The following is a 13,729-nucleotide window of genomic DNA, read 5'->3' as shown; positions in this document are numbered from 1 at the left end:
CTGTCTTCAAATCTACTGTATACTTCTTTACCATTATGCTATTCACCGCCACACTTCAAATAGCTTACCAAAATCTGCATTCACCCGGCAAAGTTGAGTTGCCAGACCACTAGCCCCGACGAATGGAATTAGCACACCAGTTGCTTGGTGCTTTCTTCTCTCTGCGTCCTTGGCGTACTTGGCGGTTCGTTAAGTAACTTAGCCTTGCTTTATCCTGGCTGTCAGTTGCCAAATTTTGATGGTTTTATCAGAACTACCACTCACAAGCAACTTACCATCGGGACTGAGGGCGAGAGAATTGACGGTTCCTGAATGTCCGGTGAGGGTGTAGAGAATTTCATTTGTCGCAATCTGCCAGATTTTAATTGTGCGATCGCTACTACCACTAAATAACAGTTTACCATCATGACTCAAGGCAATTGATTTGACTTCATCTGAGTGACCGTTGAGAGTCTGCAACAGTTTACCTGTGAGTAAATGCCAAATTTTAATGGTTGTATCAGTACTCCCAGTAAACAGCAGTTGCCCATCCCGACTCATAGCTATTGATTTTACCTCGCCTGTATGACCTGTGAGGGTGCGGAGGGGATCACCTGTGTGGGGGTTCCACAGTCTGATTTTGCTATCGGAACTACCACTGGCGAGAATGCTACCATCAGGGCTAATGGCTACAGCATGAACGGATGAAGAATGCCAAAGTGTACAAATGCGATCGCCTTTGTGGAGATTCCAGATTTTAATTTTATTACTGCCACTAGCGAGAATCTGCCCATCTGGACTAATATCGACAACATTGACTGGTCTTTGATGCCCTAATAAGGTGTGAATTAACTGACCAGTTTGTAAATGCCAAACTGTGACGTTACTTTTGGGATGTTGACAACTCCCCACCGCCAAAAAATTGCCATCGGGACTAATAGCCACCGATGAAACTTCGCCTAAATTCCCGGAGATAGTTCTGATTTGTTTGCCGGTTTGTAAATTCCAGATATTAATTGTTTGATCTGCACAGCCGCTTACTACAGTTTCGCCATCGGGACTAATAGCCACCGATGCAACTTTACCAGAATGATCAGTTAAGGTGTAGATAAGTTCAGGAGATTCGAGGTGGCGTTTGTGTTTGAGGGTGGCGATCGCTTGTAAAATTTTTTCTGTAGCGGCAACACTTTGGCGATCGCCCACTGCGATAAAATATTCTTGGAGTTTGTAGATATATTCCTCATCTTCGACGTTGATGGCAGATTGCATTGCTTCTAGAGCATTGGGAAATGCCTGAGTTGCCACTTGACGTAACTCCAACCAAGTATTAATCGAATAATCTACTTGTTCTGCTGCCCAGGTGCGATCGGGTAAATGTGATAAACTCTGGGCTAATTGCAAAGCTAATTCAGGAACCCAATATCGACGCTCCTTTGCTAGAGCTTGATAAACCTGCTGATAACCTGCGGCATATACCTGCAAAATATTATCTTCTGACATTGCCTGTACCGTCGGCAAGTCCAGCCTATCTTTAAGAAAACTAGGTAATAACTCTGGCAATAATGGGGGTACATCATGATGAACTAAGTGATAAGCATCTGCTACCCAAGCCGCAACTAAACAATGGCAGGTGATTAATACCTGACAAAATTTAGCAATATCCTCCTGATTTATCTGGTACTTCAACGACAGTTTACTAATATCAATTCCTTTGGCTTGCCATTTTTCAGTCTTTTCTAAAAGAGCTAAATTATGGACATTATCACCGCCTAGTTGATTGATTTCCTCTAAATCTTCCCCTAAATTAATTAATTCATCCCTAATTTTTTTCCACTCTAATGCCCGACTTTTAGCAAACTCTTGTAAAATCTCTTTATATGGTAAACGCGAGATAGTTTTATAAAAATAATTTTCCTGCCCTAAACCCCAATAAGCAATGCGAAAATTTAAATAATCTCCATCATGGTCTGATTCTAAAATCAAAATTGGCTCTGTTTTTAATAAACTAAACAAAGCTTTAATACTAGATTCACTATGAAAACGCTTACTATCCCAAGCACCTGCTAAAAATTCTGTTGGTCTTGTTGGATGATGGAGAGAATAATTAGTATTAATAAATTCTCGGATACCTTCGGCTAAAATTCTTTCTACTTCCGAAATTTCTTCAGGATAACAGTCAAATTGGTCAAACTTTATTTGGGGAGGAGCCAGAAAAATTTTCAGAGGAATATTTGTCTGTGTATTATGAGTCTCTAAAATTTGCGAAGGATATAATCTTAACGGCCAACTATCTAAAACTTTATTAACTTCGGGTAACTGAAGAGATGTATCTCTTTGCTGTTGGGCTATTTGTATTTGTGTTTCTCGTTGATAAACTGCTAATTGCTGTTGCAGCAGTTTTTCTTGCTGAAATCCATCTTCGGCACTTTTACCATTAGTTGTACTATTAACAAATTCGATAACCTCTTCGATAAATTGCGGTATTTGAGAATTTGTTGTTGTCAGACCTTCTGCTGTTCTTTTTTGTACTAGGTTGACAACTACAGGTGCAAACTCTAGCACGAGTTGGATAAGTAACCTTAACCCTTGTTCCATACAGGGATGCCTGTTAGATAAGTATAATCTTGAGAGAGTAAATATATGTTTGTAGCAGTTGATGATGAAGTATTGCTACAATTCATCACTTACAATCATCGCCCTAAGCCAGCCTACTACTGAGCAGGATCATATTTGCCCAGAAATTAAATTTCTAATTCCCGACCAATTACCGAGCATCATAGAAGAATTGCCAGGAAATGTTGTCTAGCGATCGCCACCTTAATTAAATTTTAAAATATTGAGAAACTTAAGTAAACTAATTCCTGGCTGAATCTTAGAAACCCTAATTAATTAAAGATTAATGTTATAATTAAAAGCTATAGCAATATTTTAGCAATAAATCCAAATTAAATAATCAAAACAGAGTATTTTACTAGAAAATACCCTATATTTTCCCAAACAATTAAAATCTAATTCCTAACTGCCCATTCACACCTCTCACAGAATTATAACCTGCCCCCACGAAAACATTTTTGGTTGCACCCACCTGAACACCACCAGAAACAGCCACGCCCTTATCTTGCGAATATAATCCCAAGCCAACATAAGGAGAAATCACGGGCAAATTAATAAACTTCAACACATCTACGCCCGTCGCACCATCAGGGCCATTTCCCACTTCCACACCCAAGTTTAAAGCTCTCGCACCCACAGCATAAGTTACATCACCCTCTTTACTACCAACAGAAACCCAAGGCTGGGGTACTAGTTGAGCCGAGGCTTGGCTAGGTGCAAACAAAGCTAACAAACTAACAGATGTTATGAGTGTTTTAGTAATAATTGCGTTTTTCATTCTGGCCTCTTGATATTAATCACTAATCATGATTAATCGTGACGCATTTACTTTAACTAAGTGCCTGAATAAAACCATCACATATAGGCATAATGCAAGACTCATTTAAAGATATCTTGAGTTATAGCGTTTACTAGTCTACTGAGGTACAAATTTATCTGCGTCTATCTGCGTTCATCTGCGGTTAATTATTCTTGCTTGTACTTCACTAGAATAAGAAACGCCATATAGCAATTCTAAATAATTTACAAACATATTTCTCCCTTGTCTACCCTGTCATCCTTGTCTCCCTTATCTCTGTTGTTCTAAACAATAATTTGTTTATCGGCGCTTCATTCTGTTTATCTGCACCAGACTTATTTTCGCAATCTTCCTGACTTTGATTCCACTTTATCTAAACTTGACTAGTACAGGTCGGTGTAAATAAACAGACCATAAGAAATTGATAAAAGGCTTGTATGATCGTTATTCTTTCTTTTTACTTTTGCCTTTTTACTTTTGCCCTGTTGTACTAGCCAAACTGTATTTTTACCTAAGCTAGTATTTTCTACTGACTGAATTACGCTAAAATCATACTCTTAATTTTAGACAATAACTCGTGGAAAGTAATTAAATAAATTAATTCATCTGCAAGTTTTTATATCAGCCTTGGCAAATTGCGTATATTTATTTAAATCTTGCTGCAAATTCATAACATCATCATCTATTGAACAGCCGCAAAATAATAGTAGATAAACTCAGGCAAACAGGTTTTGGCAGGATTAGAATGTAGCCGAATACATCAGTATTTTGAAAATCTGTTTTGTAATTTCTTCATATTGAGTTTGCAACTGTCATGACAAGAATAGCTAATTCACATAGGAATCATATTTGATTTCTAAAAAAAATCAGTACACCCAGATCAGGCTTCTTTCCTACTCCCTACTCCCCATTCCCTACACCCACACAACTAGATTCAGGAATCAAACCGTATTCCTATAGATGCTCTTAAACAGGTAGTTCCCGGCTCACGCAACTTTGACAAGCAATAGTCAAACCTCAATTACCTATCGCTTGTGATAGTTGCGTAGGTCTTAATTTTATGAATAATATTTTGAATTCTTCTCTTTCATTAACATACACTCAACTTAGCAATTTTTCTGATTTAAAGAGCTTCTGGAATTTATTTGAGACAGTTTTTGGCAATCAATACAACCGTACGACTGCCAATGATTTGCGTTCTCAATGGCAAGCTGGAGACTTTAGTCAATTTCCAGAAGTTGAAATTATTAGTAATAGTATTTTTGACGATACTCAGATAGGTTATGTCAGTAGTACTAACAAAATTTATTTGGCTGAAAGCTTTGTTAATACAGCGACACCAGCAGCAATCAAAGCTGTTTTATTAACAGAAATCGGCAATTTTATTCATGGTGCGGTTCAACCAACAGACTCCTCTGGCGACAAAGGGGCGATTTTTGCTGATTTAGTTCTTAATAATAGCTCAACCGACCTAGCACCTACATCTATCTTGCAACCTACACTGCTGCAAGCTCTTCAAGGCAGTAAGGCACATGCTCAAATTTGCAGGTGTTCTTCTTGTATGCTTGCGCCAGTCGATTTAAATTTAGTCAACGCGCAACAGTCAGCAGTAGCCCAACCTGCATCAGGTGTTTTAGATTTAACCAAGACTTTCTCCTTGAATAGTTTGGCGGGAGCTAACCAGACAATTTATTTAGATTTCAATGGACATACAACTACTGGAACTTATTGGAATACAGATTATCTAGGAGGGTCTAATATTGTCACTCCAGCTTTTGATTTTGATGGCAATACAGCATCTTTTAGCTCGGCGGAATTGGAACGAATTCAGTATATTTGGCAACGTGTAGCTGAGGATTTCAGCCCATTTAATGTCAACGTTACCACCCAAGCCCCAACAGATATTAATGACTTAATTAAGAGCGGTTCTACAGATACTCGCTGGGGCGTGCGGGTTGTGATTGGTGGTAGCAGTAATGATTGGTATGCTAGTGGGGCTGGAGGAGTAGCTTTTTTAGATTCATTTAATTGGAATAGTGATACTCCTGCCTTTATATTTAGTGACACCTTGTCTGATAACGAAAAATACGTTGCTGAAGCGATTTCCCATGAAGTAGGTCACACTCTGGGACTGGAACATGATGGCAGAATTAGCCCCGCAGAAGAATACTATCGGGGACAGGGTAGCGGTGTTACTGGCTGGGCTGCAATCATGGGCGCAGGGTATTACCAGAACTTAACCCAGTGGAGTAAAGGCCAATATGCTTCTGCTAACAATACTGAAGATGATTTACAAGTTATTACCACTTACAATGGTTTTAGCTATCGAGCCGACGATGCTGGTAATACAATTGCCACAGCAAAAGCATTGACTATTTCTGGTACATCTGTCAGTGGTAGTGGCATTATTGAACGCAACACAGATGTAGATTTTTATAGTTTCGTCACAGGTGCAGGTGCGATTAATTTGACAATTGATCCCTTTAGTCGCGGCCCTAACTTAGATATATTGGCAAAGTTATATAATTCTGCTGGGACTTTAATTGCCTCGTCTAATCCCACTGATTTATTATCTGCTGCGATCGCCACCACAGTTACTGCCGGAACTTATTATCTCGCTATTGATGGTGTCGGTAAAGGAGATCCACTTTCAACCGGCTACACTGATTACGGTAGTTTGGGACAGTACTTTATCAGTGGCAGTATTGTCAGTAGTAGTAATATTCTCAGTAATCCAACCGTCAGTCTTGCCTTATCATCTACTAGTGTCAACGAAGATGGCAGCAGCAATTTAATTTACACCTTCACCAGAAGCGGCAGCACCACCAATACATTAAAAGTTAACTATAGCGTTGGTGGCACAGCTACATTTAACAGCGACTACCGCCAATTAGGTGCTACCAGTTTTACCTCTACAACCGGCACAATTACCTTTGCGGCTGGTGCTACTACAGCCACACTCACCATTGACCCCACAGCAGACACCACTTTTGAAACTAATGAAAACGTGACTTTAACTCTGGCTGATGGTAGTGGTTACACAATTGCTACAACAACCGCCTTAACCGGAACCATCGTCAATGATGATTTGCCAAGCATCACCCTTTCCGTCTCATCAAGTAGCGTCAACGAAGATGGTAGCAACAATTTAATTTACACCTTTACCAGAAGCGGCAGCAATATCAACCCCTTAACAGTTAACTATAGTGTTGGTGGCACAGCGACATTTAATAGCGACTACCATCAATTAGGTGCTGCTAGTTTCACAGCTACAAATGGGACAATTACCTTTGCGGCTGGTGCAAGTACAGCCACACTCACCATTGACCCAATAGCAGACACCACTTTTGAAACTAATGAAAACGTGACTTTAACTCTAGCTGCTGGTAGCGAGTACAAAATTGGCACGACAACAGGTCTAACGAGAAGCATAGTTAATGATGATTTACGACCGACGATTAATCTCACTTCTAGTCAGACTATTATCGAAGGCAACACTAATCCTCAAAATGTGACTTATCTTGTCACTCTCACTAACCCTAGTAGCCAAACTATTACCGTTAATTATTCAACTGCTAATGCTTCAGCCACAGCAGGTTCAGACTATACAGCCACTACCGGAACTTTAACTTTTAGTCCAGGTGTCACCAGTCAAGTTATCAATATTCCAATTCTCAATGATTCTCTGAATGAAGTAGATGAGAGCTTTATTTTAAGGCTGACATCTCCGATAAATGCTACTCTTGGTACAACCACAAGCGTTACTACAACTATTACCGATACTCTCGTTACCTCCGTTACTACAACCCTACCCACTAACGTCGAAAACCTCACCCTCACAGGAACAGCAGCAATTAACGGTACAGGAAATGCAGGCAATAATATTCTCAGAGGTAATAGTGGTAATAATACCCTGACAGGTGGAAATGGCGATGATACCTATATATTTACAGCCACGACAGTTTTAGGTACTGATAAGATTGTCGAAACAACCACAGGTGGAACTGATACTATTGACCTCCGGGAAACTACCCTTGCGAGTACTCTCAATTTAGGAATCACTACAACACAAACAGTTAATAGCAACCTCAAACTCACACTCTCTGCCAATAACGTCATCGAAAACGCCGTTGGTAGTACAGGTAATGACCGTCTGACGGGGAATACACTGAATAACTTTTTGACTGGTGGTAATGGTAATGACCAACTGCAAGGGTTAGCGGGTGATGATACCCTTTGGGGAGGACTTGGTGATGATGTGCTTACCGGAGGTGTTGGTAAGGATAAATATTTATTCCAAGGCGATGGTGTTTTTACTGCCAGTTTAGGCATTGACCATATTAGCAGTTTTGAAGTGCTGCAAGATAAGATTGTGCTGAGTAAAAATACTTTCAAGGCTATTACTAATAGTGCGGGACAGAATTTAACTGACTTTGCAGTTGTTACAGATGATGAGTTGGTCAACGCTAGTAGTGCGCGGATTGTTTATAGCCAAAGTACCGGCAGCTTATTCTATAACCAAGATGGTAATGTCTTGGGTACAGGAACAGTTTTTGAGTTTGCTTATTTAGGCAATAGTGATATTACTCTGACTAGCAGCGATTTTAGTGTGATTGCCTAATACAGCTACGCTAAAGTCAAAAGTCATCCTTCGTGAATCAAAAGATCCCCGACTTCTTAAAGAAGTCGGGGATCTTTGCCTCTTGGTTTTCACAAATAAAATAGGATTGCTATATGTAATACCAATTTGAAAAATGATTGCGACAAATGGGTTACTGAAAAGCTCACCAGTAAGCAATTTCCCAATCCAAAATCCAAAATCTAAAATCCAAAATGGTATAACGTCTCTACAAGATTTGTATTATAAACTTTGCACAATATCTACTCAAATTCCAGAATTCTCATGATCAAGGTTGCACCTGCGGTTGTAGTGTTGGGTCAAAATAGTGTGGCAATAGCTCGTAAAATGATGAGTGTCTTGCCAGGAGCAAGATTATATGGTTTAGCAGGACGAACTTCTGGAGTTGATGTTAGTTTTAACAATTTTGGCGAGACTGTGCGCGAGTTGTTTGCTGCGGGAACACCGTTGATTGGCATTTGTGCGGCTGGTATTCTAATTAGAACTTTAGCTGCTTTAATTTCTGATAAGCGTCAAGAACCACCAGTATTAGCTGTGGCGGAAGATGGTAGTGCGGTAGTTCCCCTATTAGGTGGGTTAAGTGGAGTCAATGATTTAGCACGCCGTATTGCTGAGGTGTTGGATGTTCCAGCTGCAATTACAACTACTGGGGATATTCGGTTTCGCACGGCGTTGTTATTGCCTCCTGCTGGCTATCGTTTAGCTAACCCAGAGGATGCGAAAACTTTTATTTCTGATTTGTTGGCGGGGGCGCGGGTGAAATTAGAGGGAACTGCACCTTGGTTGAGTAATAGTCAATTGCCAATTGATGCTGAAGGCGAATTGACGATTAAAGTTACAGAAAGATTGGTAAATTCTACCGTCAATTGTCTGGTTTATCATCCCCAAACGATCGCGATCGCCATTACTCAACCTCATGTTAATTTAGCTACAGTTAAACAACTACTGACCGATGCTGGAATTGCACCTGCTTCTATAGCTGGAATCTTTGCATCTCTAGACATTGCTGCTCATCCAGCAATCCACAATATCGCTGATGCTTTTGGTGTATCTACGCGCTTTTTTACCGAAAATCAATGGGAAAACGCACAAGCAATGGCTTTGGCTGTCACAGGTGGTCAACTCATCTCGGCGACAGCTGCTGATATAGCTCTGGCTATTGCACCCGCACCCATTGACCCCAACACCATCGGTCAGCCACGGGGTAAGTTAGCTATTATTGGCACTGGCCCCGGTTCTGCACAGTGGATGTCTCCAGAAGTCAAAGAAATTCTCAGGTTGGCGACTGACCTTGTAGGTTACAAAACTTATCTTGATTTGGTTGGTGCTTTAGCTGATGGTAAGCAACGCCATGAGTCTGATAACCGGGAAGAAATAGCACGGGCTACAATGGCGCTAGATTTGGCAGCGACAGGTAAGTATGTGGCTGTGGTGTCCTCTGGTGATCCGGGGATTTATGCAATGGCGGCGGCGGTGTTTGAAGTCCTCGACCGTCATCCCAAACCAGAATGGGACAGTATCGAAATTCATGTTGCACCGGGAATCTCCGCAATGCAAGCAGCCGCAGCAGCAGTAGGCGCTCCTTTGGGGCATGACTTTTGCGCGATTTCACTGTCAGATATTTTAAAACCTTGGTCAATTATCGAACAACGAATTGCGGCTGCTGCTGGAGGAGATTTTGCGATCGCCTTTTACAACCCTGTCTCTAAAGACCGCACTTGGCAACTTGCAGCCACTAGAGATATATTGCTGCGATATCGCACACCCACTACACCCGTAGTATTAGGCAGAAATTTGGGCAGACCAGGACAAACAATTAAGGTAATTTCGCTTGAGCAATTAACACCAGATGTCGCCGATATGCGAACAGTGATTATTGTGGGTTCAAGCCAAACCAGGACTATTCAACGTTCTGATGGTAGTGTCTCAGTTTATACGCCACGTCGATATGCCCAGTAATTTCAGTCAGCAAGCCCTGATTAAGATTGTAGGGTGGGCATAATCATACCCGCCCTACAAAATCTGATTTATGCAAGAGGTCTAAGTAAGTCGGTGGGAAAAAACATAACTATATTAAGAAAAGTGAATTAAACTAAAACCCTCTTTCCTCCTGCCTTCTGCCTTCTGCCTCCTGCCTTTTCCCAACTACAAATATTTAAGTCGCTCTACTTATTAGTCCTATTCAACTTTGCCAACGAGAAATTACACAGTGAATTACTTTAATTTCATTAATAATGCGTTCTAGTTCTGTAGATAAGGTAGTTTGTTCTCTTACTGCTTTTAATGTAGGAGTTAAAGTGTGAGAATGTAGAGAAATTTCTGATAACCGAGCAGTGTGTAACTGTTCAATTTGATTGTGAATAACTTCGAGATAATTATCTAATGGTAGTAATGGTTGGGGTCGCTGTTTTTGTTGCAGACTATCTGCTAGATTTTCTAAAATCTGCACAATAATATCTGTCAGTTGCGGTAGTTCTATAAATTGATACTGTCCACTAAATTCCCGCAGATGTTCGGCTAAGGTTGTCACTGAACTAAAAAAGCCACGAATGTATAAAATCAAAGTCATCACAGGTTCTATTTCACCTTGGACGTGACGAGGTTCGCTAAATAATCTTTGGGCTGCGGCGGTGGCGTTGGCGTTTTCTAGTGCTGCTTGATGGCGTAAGTTATTGATAGCAGCAAATACATTTTGCTCTGGATTCAGGTAGTTAGCAATCACTTGCTGAAAGTAGGCGAGATTAGCGCGAATAGTTTTTTCTAATTGGCTGGGAAGTTGTTGTCTTTCCCAACTGGGAAATAGTAAATAGCTACCAACTAAGGCTAAAACACCGCCAAATATACTATCAATAATTCGCAAAACTCCTACTTGCCAGCCACCAGCACTAATTAAGTTAAGTAATAAGATAATGGCGGGAGTTAGCAAGATGGTAAATAGGCTGTAGCTTAAAGGTCGCACCGACATAGCCATAAATACCAACAGCAGTAAACAAACTGCGATCGCATTTTGATTCTGCACTAATAAAATCAGCCCAATCCCCATAATTCCGCCTAAAATTGTACCGATGACTCTCTGCACCGTTGTTTCTGAGGTTCCGCCAAAGTTGGGTTTAAGTGCCACTAAAGCCGTTAAAGTAATCCAGTAACCTCTGGGTAATTGCAAGATTGCGGCGAGAAGTTCGGCAAATGTGGTAATTAGTGCTAAACGTAAGGCATGGCGAAAGGTGACGGAATCAAAGGTGAAGTTATTTCGCAATGTGTCAATAATTACACCAGAGTTTGACTCAGGGAAGACAGAAATATCGACTTGCGGAATCAGATGCTGTTTTCCTTGGTTGAAATTTGAGACAATTTCTGCATCAGTTTGTATTTGCTGGGCAAGATTGATCAAATTGCTGGTAATTTGCCGTAGATGAACTAAATCGCCATAGTCATCTGTGTGGGGGTGAGTTGTGGTGAGGATTTGGGAACGGAGAACTTGCCATTGGTGTTGTAGTGCTTCAACAGTACGATGTAAATCACCTAAATGAACTGAGTTTTTGCCTTTAGCGATCGCTTTTGCTAACATTTCTAGAGCAATTCCCAATTGTGCGATCGCTTGTTGAATCTCGGTCTGTAACTGAGAAAATAATTGATGTGCAGATGCGATCGCTAACAGTTCATTCAATGCCACAATCCCATTGAGAATTTGATTGACATCTTCAATCAACACCAATAAATTATTTCCCTGCTGATTAGCACCTTTCTGCACAGTCCATTTCGCTGTCCACAAACTCCGCGCCGCAGTTAAATTTTGAATTACAGCATCCTGCGCTGGCAAAAATTGTTCTGTCCACGCCTGACTATCTTGGTAATCAAAGACTCTCTCTTTCACTAAGCCCACAAATTGACTCAACGAGAGATAACAATTAGCCACAACTTCCCTGACAAGATCATGAGGTTGTACCGCCCAAATGCCCAATGACAGTAAAATTGTCCATGTTCCCCCAGCGAGACATAGCAGACAGTGTAAAATCAGAGTCGGAAAATTGGTAAATGTCGCAAATCTAGCCAAGGCAATCACAAACATGATGGAAGTCACCAAGCTAACAGATGCAGCGACATTGCCATATAAACCCGCTAAACCTGCGATAAACATCACAACAAACGTCGTCGGGATAGCTAACCAGAGATGACTGCTTACCAGACTAGCAATCAGAAATACTAGCGTCACTGCAAAAGTCGCAGCAATCATCGCCCTCAATTGCTGGCGGTAAGTACCATCAACATTTACCATCCCCACAAACCAAGCCGCCATAGTCGCAACCGCACTTGCAGCCGCATTCCCTGTCATAATTCCTAACCCAATGGGAACACCCAAAATCAACAGACTCCGAACACCGGAGAAAATCGCGGGTTTACCTGGCTTGAGTTGAAACTGCTGCAACAACCAACGAAAAGAACGTTTATTTGTGGATGGCATTATGATGCTGGCGACTAGAAAAATCCAGTTTGATTACTGATTTATTGTGCAGAAATCAGCGCCGCCAGGGAATATCTCTCAGGGATTAAAAGTTGAGCGCATCTATCAATTGATTTAGGGTGTATGGATGTAAGGGTGTGAGGGGGATAGAACTTTGATTAAATCGTGATTTTTAGAGTCGCTACTCAAAACCTACACTTGTGAGTTGCTCCCCGTTCCCTGCTCTTTTGCCTCTTCATTGAGGTGTATGTCTCCAAAACCCTTACACCCCATACCCTTTTACCCCTACACCCCTACATCCTTACACCCATGAGTAATAGAATAGTTAACAAATGTTGCCTAATAGCCTACTCATGACTCCTTCATCTGAAGCTGACACCATTATCAATCCCGATATCGACCTAGAAGGACAAGGCAACTCTGAGACCAATCCTCTTGATGAGTTGCCGGGTGAAGTCGAAATGTCTCTTTTCGACCACCTAGAAGAGTTAAGACAGCGCATATTTTATGCGCTAATAGCTGTAGTCATTTTTGTGATTGGCTGTTTTGTTGCTGTCAAGCCAATTGTGCAATTACTAGAAGCACCAGCCGCCGGCGTGAAATTTCTCCAGCTTGCACCAGGGGAATATTTCTTTGTCTCTCTAAAAGTTGCTGGCTACAGTGGCGTAGTTCTTTCTAGCCCGTTTATTCTTTATCAAATTATCCAATTTGTCTTACCAGGCTTAACCCGCCGCGAACGTCGCCTAGTGGGGCCAATAGTTTTGGGGTCGAGCGTGTTATTTGTTGGTGGGTTAGTATTTGCCTATTTTGCGCTGATTCCCGCCGCATTAAGATTTTTTATTAGCTACGGCGCGGATGTAGTAGAACAACTCTGGTCAATTGATAAGTATTTTGAATTTGTATTGCTGTTGTTATTTAGCACTGGTTTAGCATTTCAAATTCCAATTATTCAATTGTTGCTAGGCAATTTAGGTATTGTTTCTTCTGAGCGAATGCTGGCTGGCTGGCGATATGTCATTATGGCAGCCGTAATTTTAGGTGCTGTCCTCACACCTTCTACCGACCCTTTAACCCAAGCTTTATTAGCCGGTGCAGTTTTAGGGCTTTATATGGGGGGAATTGGTTTAGTGAAACTCACAGGTAAGTAATAAAAATAACTGATAAATTAGAAATTTGTGGATGAAAAATCACCAAAGTTTTAGCATTTCTCCAAGCGGGTAAACTTTGGTAATTTAGG

The 13,729-nt window shown here is 41.1% G+C and carries 6 protein-coding genes; 3 read left to right on the top strand and 3 right to left on the bottom strand.

The genetic code is table 11. The features are described 5' to 3' along the window. Nucleotides 1-198: 198 nt before the first annotated feature. Entirely contained in the window at nucleotides 199-2,574 is a 2,376-nt protein-coding gene (locus H6G79_RS25440; protein WP_190592834.1) for a WD40 repeat domain-containing protein, read from the bottom strand. 406 nt (nucleotides 2,575-2,980) lie between these two features. Beyond that, a complete protein-coding gene (locus tag H6G79_RS25435; RefSeq protein WP_190592835.1) occupies nucleotides 2,981-3,370 on the bottom strand; it encodes a hypothetical protein in 390 nt (129 codons plus the stop codon). Between the two features lie 1,081 nt (nucleotides 3,371-4,451). On the opposite strand from H6G79_RS25435, the gene H6G79_RS25430 reads away from it, so the two are divergent. Then, entirely contained in the window at nucleotides 4,452-8,012 is a 3,561-nt protein-coding gene (locus H6G79_RS25430; protein WP_242048543.1) for a Calx-beta domain-containing protein, read from the top strand. A gap of 282 nt (nucleotides 8,013-8,294) precedes the next feature. Continuing rightward, nucleotides 8,295-9,989, top strand: coding sequence for a precorrin-3B C(17)-methyltransferase (cobJ, locus tag H6G79_RS25425; protein WP_190592836.1), 1,695 nt, complete (start codon nucleotides 8,295-8,297; stop codon nucleotides 9,987-9,989). Nucleotides 9,990-10,212: 223 nt separating this feature from the next. Here the strand turns inward: cobJ and H6G79_RS25420 are convergent, their stop codons facing one another. Next, nucleotides 10,213-12,492 carry an FUSC family protein gene (locus H6G79_RS25420; protein ID WP_190592837.1) on the bottom strand — a complete coding sequence of 760 codons (2,280 nt, stop codon included), beginning with the start codon at nucleotides 12,490-12,492 and terminating at the stop codon, nucleotides 10,213-10,215. A 353-nt stretch (nucleotides 12,493-12,845) separates the two neighbouring features. Between H6G79_RS25420 and tatC the strand changes: the two genes are divergently transcribed. Next, entirely contained in the window at nucleotides 12,846-13,640 is a 795-nt protein-coding gene (gene tatC / locus H6G79_RS25415; RefSeq protein WP_190592838.1) for a twin-arginine translocase subunit TatC, read from the top strand. Nucleotides 13,641-13,729: the final 89 nt, after the last annotated feature.

It is taken from the genome of Anabaena sp. FACHB-83 (assembly GCF_014697485.1).
GTDB lineage: Bacteria > Cyanobacteriota > Cyanobacteriia > Cyanobacteriales > Nostocaceae > Nostoc_B.
Note: the sequence above shows the minus strand (reverse complement) of the source record. Positions and strands in the feature narration are given on the sequence as shown.